This window comes from Vibrio sp. A11 (assembly GCF_013048705.1).
GTDB classification, from domain to species: Bacteria; Pseudomonadota; Gammaproteobacteria; order Enterobacterales; family Vibrionaceae; genus Vibrio; species Vibrio metschnikovii.
The window spans coordinates 85056-108181 of the sequence record NZ_VHSI01000002.1 but is presented as its reverse complement, the minus strand read 5'-3'; the positions used below and the strand labels follow the sequence as shown (position 1 = coordinate 108181).

Sequence of the window (23126 nt, the reverse complement as noted above, 5' to 3'; positions counted from 1 at the left end):
TATTTTTTCAGGGAGTCAAGCATGATTGGGCAAAATGGATTCAACGAGCCCCTAATTACCGCCAGTGATCGTTCTTTCCAATATGGCGATGGCTGCTTTAGTACTCTATTGATTAAACAAGGTAAAATTCAGCTCTGGGATTATCATCAAGAGCGAATGGAGGCTTGCTTACAGCACTTGGCGATTCCATCTCCTGATTGGTTGAAAATAGAACTTGCGTTGAATCAAGCGGCGATAGGTAAGTCACTGGCGGGAATGAAACTGCATATTAGCCGTGGCGAAGGAGGACGAGGTTATAGTCCAAGCCAACAACATTCATCAAGAATTACATTGAGTCACTTTGATTTTCCAGCTCATTATCATCAATGGCAACGTCAAGGGATCAGATTAGGCGTCTGTGAGCAGCGCATGGGACTCAACCCATTGCTGGCGGGACATAAACATAATAACCGCTTAGAGCAAGTTTTACTGCGTGGTGAAATGGATCGTGCAGGGTATGACGATGGCGTTTGTTTGGATCTTAATCATCATATCGTTGAAACAACGATGGCAAATTTGTTCTGGGTGAAAAATGGCACTTTATATACGCCGAGTCTTGATAATGCTGGTGTTGCTGGTGTCGCGCGGCGGATGATTTTACAATCGGCAACATCATTCGGGTTGACCGTGGAAATTGGTCAGTTTCCAATGGAGCATTTAATTGCTGCTGATGAGGTTTTTATTTCTAATGCCATCATTGAAGTCGCGCCTGTCATCGGTATTGCACATCATTTGTATACCATCGGCCGTTATGTACGATATTTTCAGGAGAGTTTTAATTCGTGATTAAAAAATTACTGGCCTTAATTTTAGTCATCATTGTTTTTGCTACTGCAAGCTACTTTTATGCGGTTAAAAAGACCAATGATTACCTCGCGCAGCCGTTATTGATCACTGAACCGCAGTTGATCACTATTCATGGTGGGACGAGTTTAAATAGAGCGTTGGCATTAATGACCGATCAAGCTTGGTTAGTTGATGATCCTTTGGCCTCGAAGTTATTACGTCGTTTCTACCCTGAATTAACGCCGATTAGAGCGGGAACGTATCAATTACAGCCCGGGTTATCGCTACAAGATAGTTTAGCGTTATTGGTTTCTGGGCGAGAATTTCAGTTTTCGATCACCTTTATTGAAGGAAGCCGTTTTTCTGAATGGCGTGCTAGCTTAGCGCAAAATCCTAACTTACAACAAACGCTGACTGAGCATTCAGAGGCAGACATCGCCCAATTATTAGGCATCGATAATGCAAAGTTAGAAGGCTTATTTTTGGCGGAAACCTACCATTTTACTAAAGGGGAGAAGGATATTGATATCCTTCGTCGAGCGCATCGTAAGCTCAATCGTCTGCTTGAGCATGAATGGGAGCATCGTCAGCTTGATTTGCCATTGAAAACTCCTTACGAAGCCCTTATTTTGGCGTCGATTATTGAAAAAGAAACGGCGATCGATGCGGAGCGGGAGCGAGTCTCTTCGGTGTTTATTAATCGATTAAACAAGCGAATGCGTTTACAAACGGACCCTACGGTTATTTATGGAATGGGTGATCGTTATCAAGGGCGGATTCGCCGTGCTGATTTGCGTGAAGCGACAGAATATAATACTTACGTGATCAATGGACTCCCTCCGACGCCGATCGCGATGGCTGGCCCCGCTTCGATTAAGGCCGCTTTAAATCCGGAACAGAGTGATTACCTTTATTTTGTGGCCAGTGGTCATGGTGATCACGTGTTTTCAAAAACATTAGCAGAACATAATCGCGCGGTTCGCGCCTATTTACAAGTGATCAGAAGTCGACAATGAACGCAAAATTTATCGTAGTAGAAGGGCTAGAAGGCGCAGGAAAAAGCACGGCTATTCAGGTTGTGATCGATACGTTACAAGCTTTTGGTATTGAGTCGATTACCCAGACTCGTGAGCCCGGTGGCACGGTATTGGCTGAAAAAATGCGTGCTTTAGTCAAAGAAGATCACCCTGGTGAAGTTTTACAAGATGTGACGGAAGTGCTGCTAATGTACGCCGCACGGGTACAACTTGTGGAAAACGTCATTAAACCTGCATTGGCGGCAGGATGCTGGGTCGTGGGCGATCGCCATGACATGTCTTCGCAAGCTTATCAAGGCGGCGGACGGCAGATTAGCCCTGCGACGATGCAGCAGCTTAAGCAGTTAGCGTTAGGGGCGTTTAGCCCAGATTTTACTTTATACTTAGATATCGACCCGCGAGTCGGATTAGAGCGAGCTCGTGGGCGAGGGGAGTTGGATCGTATTGAGAGAATGGACTTGAGTTTTTTTGAGCGTACACGACAGCGTTATCTAGAACTGGCTAAGGACAATCCATCAGTTACGATTATTAACGCGCAGCAAACCCTACAAGCGGTGACACAAGATATTCAGCAAGCGTTATTAAACTGGTTAAATCAACATAAAGGTTAATGATGAACGCAGTATATCCTTGGTTAAGCGAGGCATGGGAGCGTTGGAAGCAACAGCTTGAGCATCAGCGCTTTGCTTCAGCAACCTTAATCAATGCTCCACACGGAGTAGGCGCAGAGCAGTTGATTGAGAAATTCTCGCAGGCATTAATGTGTACTACACAGCGTAGTGAGCCCTGTGGATTTTGTCATGGCTGTGAGTTAATGCTATCGGCCACGCATCCGGATTATCATCTTGTTCGTCCTGAAAAAGAGGGCAAGTCGATTACGGTTGAGCAAATTCGTATAGCGAATCGATTAGCACAAGAGTCTTCACAGCTCTCAGGCTTTCGGTTGATCGTGATTGAGCCTGCCGAAGCAATGAATGAATCAGCAGCGAATGCTTTACTGAAAACGCTTGAAGAGCCCGCAGAAAAATGTGTTTTCATTTTACTGACTCATCAAGTGAGCCGTTTACTGGCGACAATCGTCAGTCGTTGCCAACAAATTATTATTCCAGAACCGCAGCCACAAGCTGTTATGCCGTGGTTAACCGAACAGTGTCAACAATCGATTCCTGCTTTTGCTGCTCATATTCATGGTAATGCTCCATTACTGACTCGAGCGTTTCTTTTACAAGGTGAACTCCAAAATTATTTGGCGATTGAGCAGCAATTTGTTCAGGCATTACAAGGCGACATTTCGGCATTATTAAATTGTGCGAAAACGATCAGTGGCCAGCCTCTCAGTGGACTACGTTGGCTTTGGTATCTCTTGACTGACGCCCAAAAAACCGCTTTTGGGGTATGGCAGCCTTACTTTACTCCGCAAAGTCAGTGGCTTGCTCAAGCTCGTTCTTTGTCTTTATTACAACAACAAACGGATTCATTGGCGCAGTTGATCAATCAATTACAGGGATTTAGTGGGTTAAATAGTGAACTTTTAATTGCTGATTGGTTATTTAAATTTAATGAGGAAACATGTTTGTAGATTCACATTGTCATCTTGATAAACTGAACTATCAAGATTTACACCAAGATATCAGCGATGTTCTTGCTAAAGCCGAACGGGCTAAAGTGACACAATTACTTTCTGTGGGTGTGACGTTAGACTCATTTCCCAATATGTTAGCGATGATTACTCCCTTCGATAATATTCATGCTTCTTGTGGTGTGCATCCTCTCGACGTGCAAAGTGATTTTGATCTAGAGCGTTTTCACACTTATGCTCGTCACCCTAAAGTGGTTGCGATTGGTGAAACTGGGCTCGATTATCACTATCAGCCAGAAATGGCGGAATTACAACAACAGCGTTTTATTCAGCATATTAATACTGCCGTTGAACTCAATAAGCCATTGATTATTCATACTCGTCAAGCGCGAGAAGATACTTTAGCTATACTCAAAGCACATCACGCAGAGCGTTGTGGCGGGGTTATACACTGTTTTACTGAAGATTGGGCTTTTGCGCAGGCGGCAATGGATTTAGGCTTCTATATTTCGATCTCTGGGATCGTTACGTTTCGCCAAGCAACAGAGCTCAAAGCCGTGGTAAAGGCACTACCATTAGATAGGTTGTTGATTGAAACCGATTCGCCTTATTTAGCGCCAGTACCTCATCGAGGTAAAGAGAATCAGCCGGCTTATGTGGTTGAGGTTGCGGCTTATATTGCTCAACTTAAAGGGCTTTCTTTGGGCGAAGTTGCAGAAAAAACCAGCAAAAACTTCCAAGATCTTTTTTTGCGATGAAAATCAAAGTTTATAGGTGTAAGACGCCTAGAATGGCTGTTTTACGTGCTTTACTTCAAATTATCATCAAGAATTAGCCTTGTTTACTTAATATGTTGAATATTTAGTCTAAACTAATCAATTGGTAATTTTGTTACTAAAAATAACAACCTCATCAATTTAATTTACCAAGTAAAATTAATTGATGGAAAATTATTATTAATATAAACAATAGGATAGAATGCTTCTGTTGCCTTGTCGACAAGTGATGGCTGTGTGATCTGTCTATTACTTTGAAACTAAATTTCTTTACGAACTGGAAAGTTTGAGGGGCATCAAGATATATTTAGAGGCGGAAAATATAATACATTTGTGGTTACATTTTCATTGGGTGCTAACATTTAGGCTACGGGGGTGTGCCGTTGGAACCCGAAAAATTCTAATAACTTAATCAGGAGCATAAACATGTTAAAGAACGCTTTTGCTAACCTGCAAAAAGTAGGTAAAGCACTGATGCTTCCAGTATCAGTCTTACCTGTTGCAGGTATTTTGCTTGGTGTTGGGGCGGCAAACTTTAGTTGGCTGCCAGAAGTCGTATCCCACTTAATGGAACAAGCTGGTGGCTCGGTATTTGGTCAAATGGCACTCTTGTTTGCCGTTGGTGTCGCCCTAGGCTTTACCAATAACGATGGTGTATCAGGACTTTCTGCTATTGTCGGCTATGGCATCATGGTTGCGACCTTGAACGTTATGGCAGAGGTAATGGGTGTTGATGGCATCGAAACAGGCGTACTTGGCGGTATTCTTGCGGGTGGTGTTGCAGCGTGGTCGTTCAATCGTTTCTATAAAATTCAGCTACCAGAATATCTCGGATTCTTTGCGGGTAAACGTGCGGTACCTATTATTACCGGTTTCTTGTCGATTGCTCTAGGTATTCTCTTATCGGTAATTTGGCCTCCGATTGGTGGCGTTATTGCTTCTTTCTCTGATTGGGCTGCGCATCAAAACCCAGTCACTGCATTTGGTATTTACGGTATTGTTGAGCGTGCACTGATTCCATTTGGTTTACACCATATCTGGAACGTACCTTTCTTCTACGAAGCAGGTTCTTGTGTGACTAACTCCGGTCAACCAGCAACAGGTATTATGACCTGTTTCTTGACTGCGAATGATGTGACTCGCGAAGCGGGTAATGGTTTCGGTCAGTTAGCCGGTGGTTACCTATTTAAAATGTTTGGTCTTCCTGCAGCGGCTTTTGCGATTGCGCATTGTGCTAAACCTGAGAACCGTGCAAAAATCATGGGTATCATGGCTTCTGCGGCATTAACTTCTTTCCTAACCGGTATTACTGAGCCAATTGAATTCTCTTTCCTATTCATTGCTCCTGTACTTTACGCGGTTCACGCGGTACTTGCTGGCTTGGCGTATGTCCTAACCAACTCGCTAGGCATTGTTCATGGCCACACGTTCTCTAACGGCTTTATTGACTTTGTTGTTCAATCTCCTCGTGCAGAAAACATGTTGCTACTGGTAGGCTTAGGTATTGCTTATGCTGTGCTTTACTATGTGGTATTTACGTTTGTTATTCGTACCTTGAATCTGAAAACACCGGGCCGTGAAGATGAATCCGCTGATGCGAATACTTCAACAGGGTCAGAGTTAGCAGGTGAATTAGTAGCGGCATTTGGTGGTAAAGAAAATATCACTAACTTAGATGCTTGTATTACTCGCCTACGCGTATCGGTTGCAGAGACAGAGTTGGTTGATCAAGCGAAACTAAAACAACTCGGTGCTGCTGGCGTTGTTGTGGTGTCTGGTGGTGTACAAGCTATTTTTGGTACTAAATCAGATAACTTAAAAACAGAAATGGATGAGTGGATTCGCAACCACGGTTAATGCTCATTCTTTCTTCCCCTATAAATAAGGAGACTTCGGTCTCCTTTTTATCGGTTTGCTGAAAGCGCTCATTATCAATGATGTTTTAGCCTCTACCTATACTCTATCTTAACCTATCTTTACCTCTTTGCTGACATTGCTCAGTACACTCCTCGTTAGACTGCCGTTATTTCCTTTGATTTTATTTTGCACTTGGTTGGATTATGCGTGTCATGTTTATTCTTTCTTCTGACGGAGCCGACTTTGCTGCAATTGGACATCATCGGGGAGTTTATTTCTCAATCTTAGACATTTGAGTAAATACCAGACGATATAGGATAAGTGACTTATGAAAAAAATAGCTGCAGTGGCGATGTTATTCAGCGTACCAGTAAGTGTTTATGCTCAACAAGAGCCGAGTTTAAAAGTAGGTATGGCCGTAGATCAACAGTTGAGTGCAGTCATTGAGGTTGATGAGCAATATCGTTTTATTCTTGGTAATGAAGGTGCCGCTTTTGATTATTTGATGCGCCGTGGCAATTTTGATCGAGCTGACGTTCCTTTGGATTGGTACGTTGGGATTGGTGCTTGGGGAGAATGGGATGGTGATTTTGGTCCGCGCGTACCATTAGGGGTTAACTGGCCAATTAACAGTAATATTGATGTCTATGGTCAAGTTCATCCAGAGTTAAACCTCCATTCAGGCATCAATTTGCAACTGGGCGCGGCGCTAGGGGTTACTTATCGCTTCTAAAATCAATAAGGCCACGGCAGATTAGCTGCTCGTGGCCTTAAATTAAGAGGAGATTACTCTTCTTGTTTCGCCATGGCTTTTTTAATGCAGATGGCTGCACCGCCCCAAGTGAGTCCGAGGCCGATAATCATCATGATAATTGCACCTGTAGTCATTAGTTTGCTTCCTTGCGATTAGTTAGATTAACGATGGCACCTAGCGCCAGTAACGCGATAATAATGGTCCAGCCTAGAGTCAGATCATAGCCGCCATACCCTTCAGTGAGCAGTGCACGTAATTTAGTTACTACAATGATCGCCAAAACGACTGGGGAGACAAAGCGCAAACAAATATCAAACCATACTCCAATCGTAAAATCAGAAATGGAGTTAACATATTTACGCACGTCGGAAATTTTCAGCAACCAAGTCATGAGAATGAGTTCAACTAGGCAACTCGCCATAATGCCGACATTGTTCGCAAAGTGGTCGACTAAATCGAGCAACAGTAAACCGCCATTGGTCGCAAATGCCATAGAAATAATAAAGCCTGAGCCGATAACGATATTAGCTGCTTTTTTACGACTCCAACCCAGTTTGTCAATCACCGCGGAGGTGACGGCTTCTAAGATCGAGATGTGTGAGCTTAGTCCAGCGACCACTAACGCTAAGAAAAATAGCGGGCCTAGAATGTAAGGGATTGGAAGTAGGTTAATAGCCGCAGGGATAGTGACAAAAGCTAAACCAACGCCAGCAGAAACGACTTCAGTCAGCGGTTTGCCTTGTTCTTGAGCCATGTAACCAAGAACTGAGAAAATCATGATACCAGCGAGAATTGAAAAACCGCAGTTGATCAAGACGGTCATAAAAGCATTATTGGTGATGTCAGATTTCTGTGGTAGGTAGCTTGAATAGGCCAGCATAATCGCAAAGCCAATACTGAGCGTAAAGAAGATTTGCCCATAAGCGGCTGCCCAGACTTTAACATCCCAAATCTTACTAAAATCAGGCTCAAACATATAGTTGACGCCATCTAATGCACCCGGTAAGAAAATCATGCGTGCAATTAGGAGTAGTACCATGATAAACAATACCGGCATCATGACTTTAGAAGCACGTTCAATACCAGATTTAACTCCGCCAACGATAGCCGCATAAGTTATTGCCCAAGCAATCGCCATCGTAAAAGCAATTTTCCACTGAATCGATCCAAGGTTAGTCGGCGAGTTATCACCCAGACCTAAGTACTCGCTAAAGAAAAAGCTATTGGTATCCGTTCCCCAACTTTGGGTAAATGACATGCCGAAGTAGGAGATTGCCCAGCCAATCACGGCTACATAGTACACCCCAATGGTTGCCGCGATACCCACTTGAAACCAACCAAGCCATTCAAATTTTGTGTTAATTTTGGCAAGAGTCGTTGGTGCAGAGCCGCGATGTTTTTGACCCATACTGAATTCAAGGATCATAAAAGGAATGCCGGCTGTTAGCATGGCAAATAGATAAGGGATGAAAAAAGCGCCCCCTCCATTCTCATAAGCCATGTAGGGAAAACGCCAAATGTTACCTAGGCCAATCGCAGAACCTACTGCGGCTAAAATGAATCCGGTACGGGATCCCCATTGTTCTCGCTTCATTTATTTCTCCTTAATCATTCCCTGAGGTATGAAGCCTCATTAGACCTTGTTTACTCATTCATTGAGATGTGGAAGCAAGCCTTCCCGTTACCGCTCACTTTTGCCAGAGTAGACTGCCGAAAAGATCATCGTATGAGTATAGGTCTAATTGTTAAAATATTGTTCCATCATCCATGAAAGTGTAAAAACGTAGATTTACCTGTGGTCTATGTGGTTATTTGTTGGAATATTATTCTGTTGTTGTCGATGTGTGTTTGCGTAATCTGAAATAATCAGCTGCGCATTAATTGAGAGACTACAGAGAACTTTTAAAAATGGCAATACAATGTAAACGGTTTGTTGTTAGTGATAGATAGCGGCATTCAAGTTATTAAAGCACAAATCTAGGGATATATTTGTGCTTTTGGTTGTTAACTGAATCAATTCGCTCTATTGAACGTCATTATCCATTGATAAAACTGTATTTAACAACAGAGTGCTTGACTAAAAAATCACCAGTTAGTGGTCGGTACTTCTAGTAACGATTGATCTTGTAAGGTTAAATTTGGTTGGAGATAAATGGCTTCATAGCTATGATTCGCAATCAGGGAGACGATAAAGCGTTTTCCATACTAACCAGCGATGAATAGCTTAAAAACGTAAGCCGAGCCCTAGATTAAAAGCAAATTGATTCATCCAATTGGAGCGAAAGCCAATCACACAGCCATTATTTTGCTCAAGTTGACAAATAGCGCTGGTATCGTTGTCAACCATAGTGCCAAGCCATCGGAAATGCGATGTAATGGTGAGGTTCGAGGCAATCTTGTAGTCTATACCTGCAAACACGCTGGACGAGAAGCCATATTTATTATTAACCCAGTCAACATCAGCGTATGAGCCACCCAGTCCTACACCAATAAACGCAGAACTTTTGGATTCTAGAGGGTAATAAATACTACTTTGGAAGTGCAGATAATGCATGGTGGCTTGATTATCGATTTGTTCAACTTGTGATGATTGATGGCTATAGAAAAAACCGATGCGTCCGGTTTGAAAGGAGGTTTCGATGGCTAATGCGATATTTTCCGATGGTTTAATGTCGTAGTGACGTTGCTGCTGATCTTCCACTTTGCCACCCAAGGTATAGCCAAAGTAAGGCGTCACATACAGTTCACTTTTTACTGGGAAGGCGAGTAAGCTCAATAGTAGGGGTAGCATAAACTGGGGGTAGAATAGCAATCCATGATGTCGCATTGTGATACTCCTTAAGTACAATTATCTATCCTACTATAGGATAGGATAGGATAGTGAGTGAAGACTCCCACTGCTCCGATAACTAAGAGTAAAAGCTTTGTTTGCTGCTCGTTCTGCGAGGATAAATGTGATAATCACTTGATATTTGTGTGGAAAAAAACGACAGTATAAAGGATTAGTGTATGCTTATGTTGTCATTCAGTGATTCTCAAGGAGAGGTGTATGGAACGCGATCTTAAACACGCATTAATGATTACCGCGGCAATATTTGCTGTTCTTATCGGATATGGTTTAATTACTATCGCCAATTAAAAGCTAGAGGTTCTGCTTATGGTGAACAGTGGAACAGTCTCAGGGCTAGAATCGAGAGTCGACACTGTTCGGCTCTCGAAGTTTCTGACTGGTAAAAATAGCTTAGTCGCCCAAGGTGGAGGGCAGCGGGGGATTTTTACTGCAGGTGTATTAGATGCTTTTATGCTGTCTAATTTTGACCCGTTTGATGAATTTTATGGTACGTCAGCGGGCGCGTTAAATCTTTGTTCCTATCTATGTCGTCAGCACGGTTTAGGTAAAGCTTTCATTCTCGAGCTAACCACCGATCCGCAATTTTTTCATTTATTCAGTTATATTCGACGTAAACAATACATGAATTTAGACTGGGCGCTCGATAAAATCAGCGATTATCCTTATCGTTTAGATTTGGACATGGGGCGACATGTCTTGGGCCAGCGCCAAGCTTTTGCTGCGGTGACGGAGGCTCAGTCATTAACCGATGCTTATTTTCCGATGTTGGGTGACGATTGGCGAGAAGTGCTTATCGCTACCTGCGCGATTCCAGGCTTATATACTCAAGAGGTTTCATTAGGTCAACATTGCTATATTGATGGTGGAGTGTCAGCATCCATCCCCGTTCAACAGGCTTGGCGTCAAGAAGCACGTTTTATCACGGTCATCCGGACTGAAACGTTAGAGGAAGAAGACCAACAAAATGCATTCGCAGAGCAAGAGTCTGATTCTCAGGTTAAATGGTTACGTGAATCGGTGAATCATATCCAGCAACATTGGCAAAATAAAATGTTGCAGTGGAAGCAAGATTGGAGTGGTTTTCTTCAGCAACAAATCGCCAAGGCTCAACAGCTCAAGAAAGAGCAAAAACATCTCGATGTGTTAAATGGTGGACGTTGGTTGTTTGGTGCCGACAATATTTATCGGTTAAGCCATCTGTTGGGGAATAAATTTGATGCGGGGCTCGCAGATATGTTGATGGTCCATTATCAAACCTATTCATTGACCAGTGACTTTCTTCATACACCACCAGATGATGCATTTATTTTACAAATTGTGCCAAGTGAGCCACTGAAATCAAGTTCCTTACTCAGTAGTCAGGAAGCGTTGCTTTATGACTACGAGTTAGGTCTACAAGCTGGCTACCGATTTATTGAAACCTTTGAACAGGCTAAGCGACTCGTGACTCAGCGTCCTAATCCTCCTGTCATTGATCCTTTTTATGGCGATCAATAGGAGGAGAGTGATTTATTGGTATTCTTTTTCCCATATAAAACTCAATGTCATTCGGGTAGGTACGTTCCCTGTACCTACCGCTCAGATTAAAATACCGGCAAGATCCGCATACAGTTGGTGGTTCCTTCTACATCCATAATATCACCTTGAGTAATGATCACCAGATCGCCAAACTCGAGGAGCTTTTTGTCTTTTAGGGCTTGTAGGGCGGCTTGAGCCACCTCCGCTCCCTGACCATGGTTGCTATCAAAATAGAATGGCGTTACCCCTCGATAGAGCGCGCAACGGTTCAGAGCATGCTCATTACGAGACATGGCGAAGATAGGTAATATCGAGTTAAGGCGTGAGGTCATTAGCGCAGTTCGCCCTGACTCCGTTAACGTGACCATCGCTGTTACTCCTTCAAGATGATTGGCGGCATAAATGGTCGACATCGCTATTGTTTCTTCTTCGGTTTGGAAAGCGCGATCGATACGATAATTTTGTTGGCTGGCTTCAATCATTTTTTCTGCGCCGACACAGACTTCGGCCATAGCTTTGACGGTCTCTACTGGGTATTTACCAGCGGCGGTCTCTCCTGAAAGCATGACTGCGTCAGTGCCATCAAGTACGGCATTGGCGACATCCATCACTTCTGCTCGGGTTGGCATTGGATTGGTGATCATCGACTCCATCATTTGAGTTGCGGTTATCACGATGCGATTGAGCTCTTTAGAACGACGAATCAGTTTCTTTTGCACCGCGATTAACTCAGGATCACCAATTTCGACACCAAGGTCGCCTCGCGCAACCATAATGACATCAGAGGCGCGAATAATATCATCGATATTTTCATCACAAGATACCGTCTCTGCACGCTCAACTTTGGCCACTAATCTTGCATTCAGTCCTGCTTCGCGAGCCAAACGCCGAGCATAATCCATATCTTTCCCATTGCGTGGAAAAGAGATCGCTAAATAATCGACGCCAATGTCAGCTGCCAGCACAATATCTCGCTTATCTTTTTCTGTTAAGGCTTCAGCAGAAAGGCCACCGCCTTTTTTATTAATGCCTTTATTATTGGATAATGCTCCGCCGATAAGAACGGTAGTGTGGATTTTACTTCCTTCTACAGCGGTGACTTGCAACTGAACTCTGCCATCGTCGAGTAATAAAATGTCTTCTGCCACAACGTCATTTGGCAAAGCTTTGTAATCAATCCCCACAGCGTGCTGTGTGCCTTCACCGAGTCCGAGCTCGGCATCTAAAATGAAACTGTCGCCTTCATTGAGAAAAACCTTGTCTTCTTTGAAGGTCGATACTCGAATTTTAGGACCTTGCAGGTCACCTAATATCGCTACGTGTCGACCTAATCGTTGAGCAATTTCGCGAACTTTTTCCGCTCGTAAACGGTGATCATCTGCCGAGCCATGGGAAAAATTCATTCTGACTACATTCACCCCACAGCGAATAATCGTTTCTAACACACTACCTTGATCCGTCGATGGACCTAGTGTAGCGACAATTTTTGTTCTTCTTAACGCTGCGGTCATATTTTTCTCCTTGAAAGTCCGGCCAATAAGCGCAACCTATTGGATCTCAGTATAGACCTAAGTCTCTAAAAATAGAGGGTTTAGAAAAAAAATGACGATTTCTCGATCCAACACCCATCTTGGGTCTTTTGGTGGTGAAATCTGTGGTTTTGGGGTTAAAAACACAAACTCAAATTTATATGCGTGATGGCTGTCACGGCTATACATCAAGTTGCTTCACAATTAGTTCGCAAAGTAAAAAAATTGGCAGGTTATTGAAATCTGGAGTGCACCATGTATATGGCTCAACCAGGCCATATTGATCATATTAAACAGGTCAATGCTGGTCGTGTATATAAATTGATAGATCAAAAAGGCCCTATATCGCGCATTGACCTTTCTAAAGAGAGTGAATTAGCTCCGGCAAGTATTACTAAAATTACTCGCGAATTAATTGATGCCCACTTGATCCATGAAACGACGGTTCAAGAAGCGATCAGTCGTGGCAGACCTGCCGTTGGTCTGCAAACCAATAATCAAGGCTGGCAATTTCTTTCCATGCGCTTGGGACGAGGCTATCTGACGATTGCGTTGCATGAGTTGGGTGGTGAGGTATTGATTGACACCAAAATTGATATTCATGAAATCGATCAAGATGATGTTTTGGCGCGATTATTATTTGAAATAGAAGAGTTTTTTCAAACCTACGCCGCCCAATTAGATCGGGTGACAAGCATTGCGATTACTCTGCCGGGCTTAGTTAATTCACAGCAGGGCATGGTATTACAAATGCCCCATTATAATGTGAAAAACTTGGCGTTAGGTCCTGAGATTTATAAAGCTACTGGGTTGCCGGTATTTGTTGCGAATGATACTCGAGCTTGGGCCTTGGCAGAAAAATTATTCGGTCACTCTCAAGATGTCGATAATTCGATATTGATTTCTATTCACCACGGATTAGGGGCCGGGATTATCGTTGATGGGCGAGTATTACAAGGTCGTTATGGCAATATTGGTGAGCTTGGGCACATTCAAATTGATCCTCAAGGTAAACGCTGTCATTGCGGTAATATTGGCTGTCTTGAAACGGTGGCGAGCTCGCAGGCGATTCGCGATCAGGTGTCGTTACGAATTGCTCAAGGAGAACCGTCGTCATTAGCCGGACAAGAGACGATTTCGATTGAGGACGTTTGCTTGGCGGCTGCCAATGGTGATCCGCTCGCCGTAGACGTGATTGAGCAACTCGGACGTTATTTAGGCGCTGCGATTGCGATAGTGATCAATTTGTTTAACCCTGACAAAGTGTTAATTGGTGGGGTGATGAATCAAGCAAAAACGGTGTTGTATCCTGCGATTCAGCGCTGTATTGAAGAGCAAAGCCTTCCTGCCTATCACCAACATCTGCAGTTGGTTGAATCCCGTTTTTATAAACAAGCCACAATGCCAGGAGCGGCGTTAATCAAGCAAGCGCTCTACGATGGTTTATTATTAATGAAAGTGGTTGAAGGATAATTTTTCTTCGTTTTTTTTGCACGACAGTTTACATTGTTCGCCTAAATTAATGATCTACCCAAGTGCCTCACAGAAATTTAGGTATATACTGTAAACGATGGTGCTTTTCTATTAGCGGGATTTTCTATGTCGAGTATCTTAAATACGGTCGATCAGCGTACCAATTTGGTGGGAGAGAACCGCCTAGAACTGTTGCTGTTTAGTTTAAATAGTCGACAGATTTTTGCGATCAACGTATTTAAGGTACGTGAAGTAATCAAGGTACCGCCAACGACTAAAATGCCCGGTTCTCATCCGAACATTATGGGGGTTGCTTCTCTACGAGGTGTTGCGGTTCCGATCATTGATCTTCGTCGAGCGATTGGTTTTCCTGAAACCAAGCTGGACAATCAAGAGCACAACTTAATCATTACCGAATACAACCGTACCGTGCAGGGTTTTTTGGTTGGTCAGGTACGCAATATCATTAATACCGCATGGACCGAGATTCAGCCACCACCAAAGTCGGTTGGGCGTTCAAACTACCTGACCGCGATTACGCACATTAAAGAGCAAAATCAAAACCATATTGTTGAAGTGATTGACGTAGAAAAAGTGCTCGCTGAAATCATCGACTATGATGTATCGATTTCTGAACATGTGTTAGATCATGACATATTAGGTGAAATGGTTGGGCGTAACATTTTGATTGTTGACGACTCTTCCACCGCCCGTAAGCAAATTAAAGATACTTTATCTCAACTTGGCTTAAATATTATCGAGTGTTGGGATGGTTTAGAAGCCTTGAAGTTACTAAAATCATGGTGTGATGAAGGTAAAGATATCAATCAAGAGCTGTTGATGATGATCACCGATGCCGAAATGCCAGAAATGGATGGTTATAAGCTGACTTATGAAGTGCGTAACGACCCGCGCATGGCGAGTTTGTACATTACGCTGAATACCTCACTCAGTGGTAGCTTTAATGAGGCGATGGTACAAAAGGTCGGTTGTGATAAATTCATCTCCAAATTCCAGCCTGATTTACTGGTGCAAGCGGTACAAGACCGATTACGTGATACCTTATGATCAGCGCATAATGAATGACTAAAAACCCCGTCGTTGATATCGAATTAGCGACGGGGTTTCTATTTTCCGAATGAATGTGTTTGAAGTGGATTATTTCGGTTGTGCGTCAATACATTGGCCATGCACGTGTTGGCTCTCTCTGGCCATTAAATAGAGATAAAGCGGCATGATCTCTTGCGGCGTTTTCAAGCGGTTAGCATCTTCTTGTGGATACGCCTTGGCGCGCATGGCGGTGCGTGTTCCACCAGGATTAATCGCGTTGACTCGTAATGGGGTATCACGTAGCTCATCGGCGAGGATCTGCATCATCCCTTCAGTAGCAAATTTTGAAATAGAATAGCTGGCCCAACCTGAACGGCCACTGTGACCGACCGTCGAGCTGGTAAATACGATTCGACCTTGTGGCGAGCGCTTAATCAAAGGTAAAGCGGCTTGAGTAAGCAATAATTGAGCTTTGACATTGACTTGCATCACCTGATCATAAGTGTGTTCGGTAATCGCTTCAAAGGGGCTGATTTCGCCTAATAACCCAGCGCTATGCAATAACCCATCCAGTTGACCACATTGCTGCTCTATATCGTGGATCAAGGTTTGGTAATCGTATCTGCTGGCCTTTTGCATATCTAAGGCGATCACTAGGGCTTCAGGGTATCCAGCACTAACAATTTCAGCGTAGGTTTGTTGCAGTTTTTCTGTGCTGCGGCCTAGCAAAATGACCGTTGCGCCATGAGCTGCATAAGTGAGAGCCGCTTGTTTGCCGATACCATCACTGGCACCGGTGACTAAAATAACCTTATCTTGTAAAGCATCAACAGCAACAGAGTAATTCACGTCAGATTCCTTTTGGTTATAATCTCGAATCTAATCCAACTTTGGCAGTTCAACCGTCCGAGATGAGGTTTTACTTTAAGTCTTTGTGACAAGGTGGTTACAATACACCAATTCGTATTAAAGAGGATGAGCACTTTGGAATTTTTATTAGATTACGGGCTGTTTCTAGCCAAGATTGTGACGGTGTTGGTGGCGTTAGTCGTGATCTTGGTGATGATAAAATCGGGTGGTGGTAAATCAGGCGCCAATAAAGGCGAGCTAGAAATCACCGACTTAACCGAGCAACATAAAGCAACCGTAGAGCGTTTAGAATCTTATCTGCATGATGAAGCGTTTTTGAAAGCACGCGATAAAGCAGAGAAGAAAACGGAAAAAGAGCAGAAAAAAGCCAAGCAAAAAGCACTCAAACAGGCAGAGAAAGAGGGTGAGCTAGACTCTAAACGCGAGCCGCATCTATTCGTGCTCGATTTTCATGGCAGTATTGACGCCAAAGAAGTCAGTTCATTACGTGAAGAAGTGACCGCAATTTTGGCCGTGGCTCAACCAGGCGATGAAGTGCTGGTTCGGTTAGAAACCGGTGGTGGCATGGTTCATGGTTACGGACTGGCCTCATCACAGCTTGATCGCCTCAAAGCCGCTCAGCTTCCTTTGACGATTGCCGTCGATAAAGTGGCTGCCAGTGGCGGTTATATGATGGCTTGTATCGCCGATAAAATTGTTGCCGCGCCGTTCGCAATTGTCGGGTCAATTGGGGTTATTGCTCAAATCCCTAATTTTCATAAATTACTTAAACGCAATGATATTGAATTTGAACAGCTTACTGCTGGCGAATACAAACGAACTTTGACGATGTTTGGTGAAAACACCGATAAAGCCCGTGAGAAATTTAAGCAAGAGCTGGAAGAAACCCATGGTTTGTTTAAAGACTTTATCCGTGACCACCGCCCAGCACTTGATCTAGACAAAGTTGCCACTGGTGAGCATTGGTTTGGCAGTCAAGCCAAAGCATTAGGCTTAGTGGATGAGATTGCCACGTCAGATGATTTGATCGTCAACGCATGCAAAGAAAAGACCGTTCTTGCGGTGCGTTATGTGCGTAAGAAAAAACTCGCCGATAAACTCGCCGGAACGGCCAGTCAAGCAGCGGATGCGGTACTGCTGAAATTGCTCAGCCGTGGGCAGCGCCCGGTGATGTAATCGCGAAAGGTCAACAGGCTCTAATCAACGCCGTGACTGATGTTGCGGCGTTTTTTTATCAGTAAAAACTGAATCAAGCCTAAAACCAAGCCACCTAGAGCGCCTGCTAAATGGGCTTCGGTTGCCACTCGGGCTTGAATTAATTCAGCGGTCATCATCGATGCTCCGAACCACTGCTCCCAAGCGACTTTAGCGATGACGCCAAGCACTAGCCATAAGCTACTGCGGCGGCCATGTAACCACTCTAGTAGCGCAAAGTAAGCAAATAAACCATGCAGTACGCCAGACAAACCGACATACAGTGTCATATCACTGAACAATACACTGATCCCAACCCATGCACTCAGTACCCCTAAAGCAAGCAATAGTGATCGGATGGGTGGCATAAATAAAAATACGATGACCCAGAGACCGGCGAGGTTCATACCTAAATGGGCAAAGTTGGTATGGGTGAAATTTCCTGTTAGGATCCGCCACCACTGGCCGCGCTCAATCTCGGTCAGTTGCCAAGCGCTGAGCTCAGCGAGTGGTGAAAACTGTAAGCCTAAACAGGCTAAGCTCAGCAACATTAACCCTAGGTAGATAGTTACGCTATGTCTCGATATTGTTCTCAATGTGGTAAAGCTCATAAAGTTTGTTTTTGTTCGGCTATCGTGCGGTTAGAGTCAGCCATTGAGCTTATCATACTCCAGCACCCAACCGAGCAGAATCGCCCACTTGGGACGGCGCGCATTTTAGCGTTATCGCTCCCTAACAGCCGTTTATTGATCGGAGAGGATTTCACGACACACCCCGAGCTTAATCGTCTATTGGCTGAGGAAGAGGTGCAGCATATGGTGCTGTACCCTAGCCAGCAATCCATCTGCGCTTCTAGTAAGCCATGGGCTGGTCGGCCTCACAAACTGCGGGTCATTTTACTCGATGGCACTTGGAAGAAAGCGTATAAAATGTGGCAGCTATCGACCAATTTACATCCGCTACCTTGTTTGCATTTGCCCACGGATCTCGAAGGTAATTATCGGATCCGTAAAGCGCCCAGTGAAAATAGCTTATCGACCGTTGAAGCGGGTTATCATCTATTGCAGTTAGCGCAACCAGAGCATGATTACTCACCGCTACTGACGGTGTTTTCACAGATGATCGATACCCAGATTCAGCACATGCCGCCAGAGATTTTTGCTAAGCACTATCTTCAAGATCAATAAAAACGCCGAACTCACAAGCTATGGGCGGAAAACAGTTCTTGATGCATCCGTTGTGCATAGCCGTCGGTCATGGCGGCAATATAGTCACAAATCACCCGCATCCCACCACCGAGGTGCTGCTCTGCGCTTTGCCATTTTTCTTGTGTTCCATGAGGCAATAAACGTTCAGGGTCGGCGGCCAGCGCTTCAAATAAATCCATAATAATTTGTTGGCCTTTATATTCAAAACGCTGAACTTGTGGCACTTGAATGACATATTGGCTGACAAATGACTTTAAGACTTCCAACGCATCGGCCATCGCTGGCTGTAGATAAGCATTAAACGCCAGCAATGGGCTTGCAAATGGATGATCGACCGGATGAATGCTGATACTGGTTAATAGCGCGTTGACCATGCCGCCTATCGCATCTTTACGAATATGATGCTGGCCGGAAAAGAGCATGTCAGTGAGCGTATGAGCATGCTCTGCAAACCAAGCGTCGCCACTGTTAAGCAGTGGGATTTCCGCTGCTTGCTGCCACTGCGCTTTGGTGACTAAACCAAGCACAATCGCATCTTCTAAATCATGCACTCCGTAAGCAATGTCATCGGCCAGCTCCATAATCGAGCAATCTATCGATTTAAAACGGGTTTTCTTATGCTGATAAGGGGCGCTGACTTGGTCGCGCATTTCACTCAGTTGTTGCCTATCTTGTTCACTCAGCGGTGAGAGAACCCACTCAAACCCTATCTGATCACCGTCATAAATGCCCTTAGCCGGAGACCAAGCTTTGGCTTTTAGTTGTCGCTGGTGGGGCACGGCTTCAGGAATTTTCTCAGCGCGAGTCTGACTTAATAGTGCGGGATATTTTAATAGCCCCAGCAGAGTACGACGTGACAGATTCATCCCATGATGCTCTGTATAAGGCTCTAAACTGGTGACAATCCGAAACGTCTGCGCATTGCCTTCAAACCCGCCATGCTCACGCATCATATAATTGAGCGCCACTTCACCGCCATGCCCATAAGGCGGATGGCCAATATCGTGAGCAAGGCATAACGCATCAATCAAACTGTCAGAAGGTAACAGACTACGAAATTCCGGTTGTTTAAGTTTCAGCTGAGCCACAATACCAGTACCAATTTGCGCGGCTTCTAAAGAATGGGTTAAACGCGTGCGGTGAAAATCATTTAAGTAGGTGCCATGAACTTGAGTTTTGGCTTGTAAACGCCGAAAAGCCGCCGAGTGGAGGATCCGCGCTCGGTCGCGCTGAAAAGGGCTGCGATGATCATCACGGCGAATCTTATGTTCATCATCATTACGCGCGTGCCATTCTGGTGGAAGGGTGATCTGCATACTGAGCGACTCCTAAAGGATGTTTGTAAAAGGTATACCCTCTCTACCTGCAACTCCAAGTTATTTGGCTATACAATTTGTTTAGCTACAGAGTAGATTAGCTTATTTCGTCGAGTGTTAATTCAAAACTTGGAGCAAAAGTTTGCAGAAAGTAGACCATTTCTGGGGTCTGACGCTCTTTTAGTGTGACATCCAAGCGCTTTTTAGCCAGAGCGTATTCATGGTTACCAGCACTCAGCTCTTCCAAACATTTCAGATAGGCGCACAAACTGTCGGCTTGTTTGACTATGGTGGCATCTTCACTGTGAGCCGCTTCAGTGAGTAGAAAAGGTTTAAAATCGTCTTGAAACTCTTCCGGCAACATGGCCAGTAGGCGCTGTTCAGCGGCGGCTTCAATTTTTTTATATTCTTTAGCAATATCAGGGTTAAAGTATTTAACGGGTGTGGGCAAATCGCCAGTTAACACTTCACTACTGTCGTGATACATGGCCAATAACGCGATACGCTCAGGGTTGAGTTGCCCGGCAAACTTCTTGTTTTTTATCACTGCCAGCGCATGAGCAACAAACGCCACTTGCAGACTGTGTTCAGAAACGTTTTCTTTGGAGATAGAACGCATCAGCGGCCAGCGTTGAATTAATTTCATCCGTGCGAGGTGAGCAAAAAAGTGGCTCTCTTTCATAGCAATAGACATCCTTGCTTAATGGGATTGATGGATCTCGTCAACTGAGTATAACGTTATCTCTCTATGACTTGAAGTTACCACTTTGCCGCGACAAACTTGCAGCGGCAGTGAGTAGAGTGACATTCGTTCACCAGGGTAACGTGTTTTTATGTTTATGGGGATATGAGAGCCATTGATGGCTCTCACCAAAGGTTAGCCTAGCGCGGCGTAAAAGTTTGCTCGATAGATTGGTCATATCACAGGATGCGTAGCTGAAACGTTAAGTTATTCAGAAAATATTTAGTCCAAAGATATCTTTTACAACAAAAAGTACTTTTTCCGTCTTTTCTCTAGATACTTGGCTACCTTTCGCCAATATATCAATTAATTGAGCCTTATCACTTAAAAATTCAGCTCTTCTTGTCCTTATTGGTCTGAGCATATCTTGTAAACATTCCTCTAATACTTTTTTTGTCGTGCCATCTCCGAGCCCACCACGTTGATAATGATCTTTTAGCTGGTTGATATAGTTTTGATCGGGGTGAAACGCATCGAGGTACGTAAATACAATATTGCCTTTAATAGTACCAGGATCTTGGATTCTGAGGTGGTTAGGGTCGGTATACATAGATTTCACTGCTGCGGAGATCTCTTTTTCAGTCGCGCCAAGATTAATGGTATTTCCCATTGTTTTAGACATCTTATTTTTACCATCTGTGCTAGGTAAACGTGATGCATTGCTTAACAAGGGCCTACACTCGTTCAAAACGATTCGTCCTGCTAATAAATTAATCTTTCTAACTATCTCATTAGTTTGTTCAAGCATTGGCAACTGGTCATCCCCAACTGGAACCAATGTTGCGTTAAAGCCAGTAATATCAGCTGCTTGAGATATAGGGTAGGTTAAAAAGCCTGCAGGAATTGATCGTTCAAAGCCTTTGCTTTGTATTTCACTTTTGACCGTTGGGTTTCTCTCTAATCGACTGATTGTCACAAGATTGCTGTAGTACATAGTCAATTCAGCAAGAGCAGGAAGTTGTGATTGAAGGCAAATTGTCGTTTTACAGGGGTCGATACCAACGGCAAGATAATCCGCGACAACATTCAGAATATTAGATGATACTTTGTTCGGATTGTGAGCATTGTCTGTAAGACCTTGCATATCAGCAACAAGAACAGTTTGCTCGTGAATATCTTGTAAAGCGACCCGTTGTTTTAAAGAGCCGACATAATGCCCCAAGTGCAATGGGCCAGTAGCTCTATCGCCAGTTAAAATTACTTCCGATTTTTCAGTGTATTGAGTTGTATTCATTGATAGATCTCCTAGTAAAAATAGATTGCTACTGGAGATACAAGAGAAATTACAGTCTTAGCTACCTTCCAGCAGCTTAAGAATGTAAAAATTCCGTGCCGCTCTAAATAGAGCGCCACCAGAAAAATAATGATGAAGGTTTGGAAATGTTTTTCATTTTTGCAACTTATCAACAATTCTTTTGAAAATCAACTTTATAGAGAAGCGATTTCTTATTGATAAACTTAGCTAAAACACAGTTATCAGAGAGGGAGATTGAAACGCTTTAATAAACATAGTGGGCTACCTAATGTATGATCAAATAATTCTCTGTGCTCCTTGTCTTTGCTGATTCAGGTTGTCTTCTGGATTAATTAGGTGACATTTCTTCATACTCAAGCAGCCACATCCGATACATCCTGAAAGATTGTCTTTTAATGATTGGATTTTTGCTATTTTATGGTCGAGGTCTTGCTGCCATTTATTTGCAACTCTCTCCCAATCTTGCTTTGTGGCCGCTTGATTCATTGGTAAGGTGCTTAACTCTTTTGCTATTTCTTCTAATGTAAACCCTACAGATTGAGCGACTTGAACGAGTGCAATTCTACGTAGCATCGAAGGTAAATAACGGCGTTGATTACCATTGGTTCGAAAGGAAGCAATTAAACCTTTAGCTTCATAAAAACGTAAAGCCGATGCGGCTACACCACTACGTTCGGCTAGTCGTCCAATAGTTAGATAATCATTTCTGCTCACAGTCATTTCAACTTTTGTTAAATTATCGCTTTACTTCAAGTTAACTTGAGCTTTTATACTCCTGCTTACTTTTGAATTCAACGTATAAAAGGTCATTATTATGCTAAAACTAAAGCCAGTCTTCCATAATCCACCAGAGATTTTTAATCCAACACCATTTGGTTTTTGTCATACAGTAAAGGCACCAAGCAAAGGAGAGCTAGTTTACATTTCGGGCCAAAGTGGTGGTGAAGGTATTGAACATAAGCTTAGTAGTGATTTTCGTTATCAGGCTTGCACTTTATTATCAAACCTAGAAATTGCACTTAATTCCCATGAGCTTAGTTTTGATGATGTTCTAAAGATCACTGTTCTTATCGTTGATCATGATAGTGAAAAGCTGAATATTTGGAGTAAAGAGATGCAAAAACGCTGGTCGTCAGATACGTTGCCCGCAAGTACCTTAATTCCAGTACCTAAGTTAGCCCTTGATGGTATGCTAATTGAGGTTGATGCCATTGCATTTAAGTCAGCTCGACTGTAGCACTATATTCAAGAGCACTTTTTTGACACTACAAGCTTATTAAATGCATTGGTAT

General features: G+C 43.6%; 24 protein-coding genes. 14 read left to right on the top strand and 10 right to left on the bottom strand.

Going from position 1 to position 23126, the window contains the following annotated elements:
- The first annotated feature begins 21 nt into the window (after window positions 1–21).
- The 7 genes from pabC (at window position 22) to FKQ60_RS02980 (ending at window position 6807) form a co-directional block, all read left to right on the top strand.
- A complete protein-coding gene (gene pabC, locus FKQ60_RS03010) occupies window positions 22–825 on the top strand; it encodes an aminodeoxychorismate lyase (protein WP_004395589.1) in 804 nt (267 codons plus the stop codon).
- The gene (gene mltG, locus FKQ60_RS03005; protein WP_004395588.1) at window positions 822–1841 is read left to right on the top strand and encodes an endolytic transglycosylase MltG; all 1020 of its coding nucleotides are present in this window, start codon (window positions 822–824) and stop codon (window positions 1839–1841) included. The genes pabC and mltG overlap by 4 nt, the downstream gene beginning before the upstream one ends.
- A complete protein-coding gene (tmk, locus tag FKQ60_RS03000) occupies window positions 1838–2473 on the top strand; it encodes a dTMP kinase (RefSeq protein WP_004395587.1) in 636 nt (211 codons plus the stop codon). Before mltG ends, tmk begins: the two co-directional genes overlap by 4 nt.
- 2 nt (window positions 2474–2475) lie before the next feature.
- Window positions 2476–3441 carry a DNA polymerase III subunit delta' gene (gene holB, locus FKQ60_RS02995; RefSeq protein WP_004395586.1) on the top strand — a complete coding sequence of 322 codons (966 nt, stop codon included), beginning with the start codon at window positions 2476–2478 and terminating at the stop codon, window positions 3439–3441.
- Window positions 3432–4199 (top strand): YchF/TatD family DNA exonuclease, encoded by a 768-nt coding sequence (locus FKQ60_RS02990; protein ID WP_004395585.1) that lies wholly within the window; start codon window positions 3432–3434, stop codon window positions 4197–4199. The genes holB and FKQ60_RS02990 overlap by 10 nt, the downstream gene beginning before the upstream one ends.
- A gap of 444 nt (window positions 4200–4643) precedes the next feature.
- On the top strand, window positions 4644–6074 hold the full coding sequence (gene ptsG / locus FKQ60_RS02985) for a PTS glucose transporter subunit IIBC (protein WP_004395584.1): 1431 nt from the start codon (window positions 4644–4646) through the stop codon (window positions 6072–6074).
- A gap of 328 nt (window positions 6075–6402) precedes the next feature.
- Window positions 6403–6807 (top strand): hypothetical protein, encoded by a 405-nt coding sequence (locus FKQ60_RS02980; protein ID WP_004395583.1) that lies wholly within the window; start codon window positions 6403–6405, stop codon window positions 6805–6807.
- Window positions 6808–6860: 53 nt separating this feature from the next.
- Here the strand turns inward: FKQ60_RS02980 and FKQ60_RS02975 are convergent, their stop codons facing one another.
- The 3 genes from FKQ60_RS02975 to FKQ60_RS02965 form a co-directional block, all read right to left on the bottom strand.
- Entirely contained in the window at window positions 6861–6962 is a 102-nt protein-coding gene (locus tag FKQ60_RS02975; RefSeq protein WP_110167920.1) for a MetS family NSS transporter small subunit, read from the bottom strand.
- Window positions 6962–8422 carry a sodium-dependent transporter gene (locus tag FKQ60_RS02970; protein ID WP_004395582.1) on the bottom strand — a complete coding sequence of 487 codons (1461 nt, stop codon included), beginning with the start codon at window positions 8420–8422 and terminating at the stop codon, window positions 6962–6964. The genes FKQ60_RS02975 and FKQ60_RS02970 overlap by 1 nt, the downstream gene beginning before the upstream one ends.
- Window positions 8423–9052: 630 nt before the next feature.
- The gene (locus tag FKQ60_RS02965) at window positions 9053–9655 is read right to left on the bottom strand and encodes a hypothetical protein (RefSeq protein WP_004395581.1); all 603 of its coding nucleotides are present in this window, start codon (window positions 9653–9655) and stop codon (window positions 9053–9055) included.
- Between the two features lie 222 nt (window positions 9656–9877).
- Here FKQ60_RS02965 and FKQ60_RS02960 point away from each other — a divergent pair, with 222 nt between their 5' ends.
- Window positions 9878–9967 (top strand): YnhF family membrane protein, encoded by a 90-nt coding sequence (locus FKQ60_RS02960; RefSeq protein ID WP_110167917.1) that lies wholly within the window; start codon window positions 9878–9880, stop codon window positions 9965–9967.
- An 18-nt stretch (window positions 9968–9985) separates the two neighbouring features.
- Window positions 9986–11176, top strand: coding sequence for a patatin-like phospholipase family protein (locus FKQ60_RS02955; RefSeq protein WP_004395580.1), 1191 nt, complete (start codon window positions 9986–9988; stop codon window positions 11174–11176).
- Between the two features lie 86 nt (window positions 11177–11262).
- On the opposite strand, the gene pyk is transcribed toward FKQ60_RS02955, so the two are convergent.
- Complete coding sequence (gene pyk, locus FKQ60_RS02950; protein ID WP_154168595.1) at window positions 11263–12708, bottom strand: pyruvate kinase; 1446 nt, start codon at window positions 12706–12708, stop codon at window positions 11263–11265.
- 273 nt (window positions 12709–12981) lie between these two features.
- On the opposite strand from pyk, the gene FKQ60_RS02945 reads away from it, so the two are divergent.
- Together FKQ60_RS02945 and FKQ60_RS02940 are read left to right on the top strand one after the other, a co-directional pair.
- A complete protein-coding gene (locus FKQ60_RS02945) occupies window positions 12982–14199 on the top strand; it encodes an ROK family protein (RefSeq protein WP_154168593.1) in 1218 nt (405 codons plus the stop codon).
- Between the two features lie 126 nt (window positions 14200–14325).
- Window positions 14326–15267 carry a chemotaxis protein CheV gene (locus tag FKQ60_RS02940; RefSeq protein WP_040904416.1) on the top strand — a complete coding sequence of 314 codons (942 nt, stop codon included), beginning with the start codon at window positions 14326–14328 and terminating at the stop codon, window positions 15265–15267.
- A 90-nt stretch (window positions 15268–15357) separates the two neighbouring features.
- Here FKQ60_RS02940 and FKQ60_RS02935 read toward each other — a convergent pair whose 3' ends face one another.
- Window positions 15358–16098 (bottom strand): YciK family oxidoreductase, encoded by a 741-nt coding sequence (locus FKQ60_RS02935; protein WP_154168591.1) that lies wholly within the window; start codon window positions 16096–16098, stop codon window positions 15358–15360.
- 135 nt (window positions 16099–16233) lie between these two features.
- On the opposite strand from FKQ60_RS02935, the gene sohB reads away from it, so the two are divergent.
- Window positions 16234–17295: a protease SohB gene (gene sohB / locus FKQ60_RS02930; RefSeq protein WP_161439188.1), complete on the top strand. Its 1062-nt coding sequence runs from the start codon at window positions 16234–16236 to the stop codon at window positions 17293–17295.
- A 20-nt stretch (window positions 17296–17315) separates the two neighbouring features.
- On the opposite strand, the gene rrtA is transcribed toward sohB, so the two are convergent.
- A complete protein-coding gene (rrtA, locus tag FKQ60_RS02925; RefSeq protein ID WP_249374268.1) occupies window positions 17316–17864 on the bottom strand; it encodes a rhombosortase in 549 nt (182 codons plus the stop codon).
- Window positions 17865–17888: 24 nt separating this feature from the next.
- Between rrtA and FKQ60_RS02920 the strand changes: the two genes are divergently transcribed.
- Window positions 17889–18500, top strand: coding sequence for a DTW domain-containing protein (locus tag FKQ60_RS02920; RefSeq protein ID WP_170906002.1), 612 nt, complete (start codon window positions 17889–17891; stop codon window positions 18498–18500).
- Window positions 18501–18511: 11 nt separating this feature from the next.
- Here the strand turns inward: FKQ60_RS02920 and FKQ60_RS02915 are convergent, their stop codons facing one another.
- The 4 genes from FKQ60_RS02915 to soxR form a co-directional block, all read right to left on the bottom strand.
- The gene (locus FKQ60_RS02915) at window positions 18512–19837 is read right to left on the bottom strand and encodes an anti-phage deoxyguanosine triphosphatase (protein WP_170906001.1); all 1326 of its coding nucleotides are present in this window, start codon (window positions 19835–19837) and stop codon (window positions 18512–18514) included.
- A gap of 97 nt (window positions 19838–19934) precedes the next feature.
- Window positions 19935–20519, bottom strand: a complete 585-nt coding sequence (yfbR, locus tag FKQ60_RS02910) for a 5'-deoxynucleotidase (RefSeq protein WP_004395571.1) — start codon at window positions 20517–20519, stop codon at window positions 19935–19937.
- Between the two features lie 271 nt (window positions 20520–20790).
- Window positions 20791–21813, bottom strand: a complete 1023-nt coding sequence (trpS, locus tag FKQ60_RS02905; protein WP_004395570.1) for a tryptophan--tRNA ligase — start codon at window positions 21811–21813, stop codon at window positions 20791–20793.
- Between the two features lie 297 nt (window positions 21814–22110).
- Window positions 22111–22554, bottom strand: a complete 444-nt coding sequence (gene soxR / locus FKQ60_RS02900) for a redox-sensitive transcriptional activator SoxR (protein WP_040904412.1) — start codon at window positions 22552–22554, stop codon at window positions 22111–22113.
- A 94-nt stretch (window positions 22555–22648) separates the two neighbouring features.
- On the opposite strand from soxR, the gene FKQ60_RS02895 reads away from it, so the two are divergent.
- Window positions 22649–23071, top strand: coding sequence for a RidA family protein (locus FKQ60_RS02895; RefSeq protein ID WP_170906000.1), 423 nt, complete (start codon window positions 22649–22651; stop codon window positions 23069–23071).
- Window positions 23072–23126 lie beyond the last annotated feature (55 nt).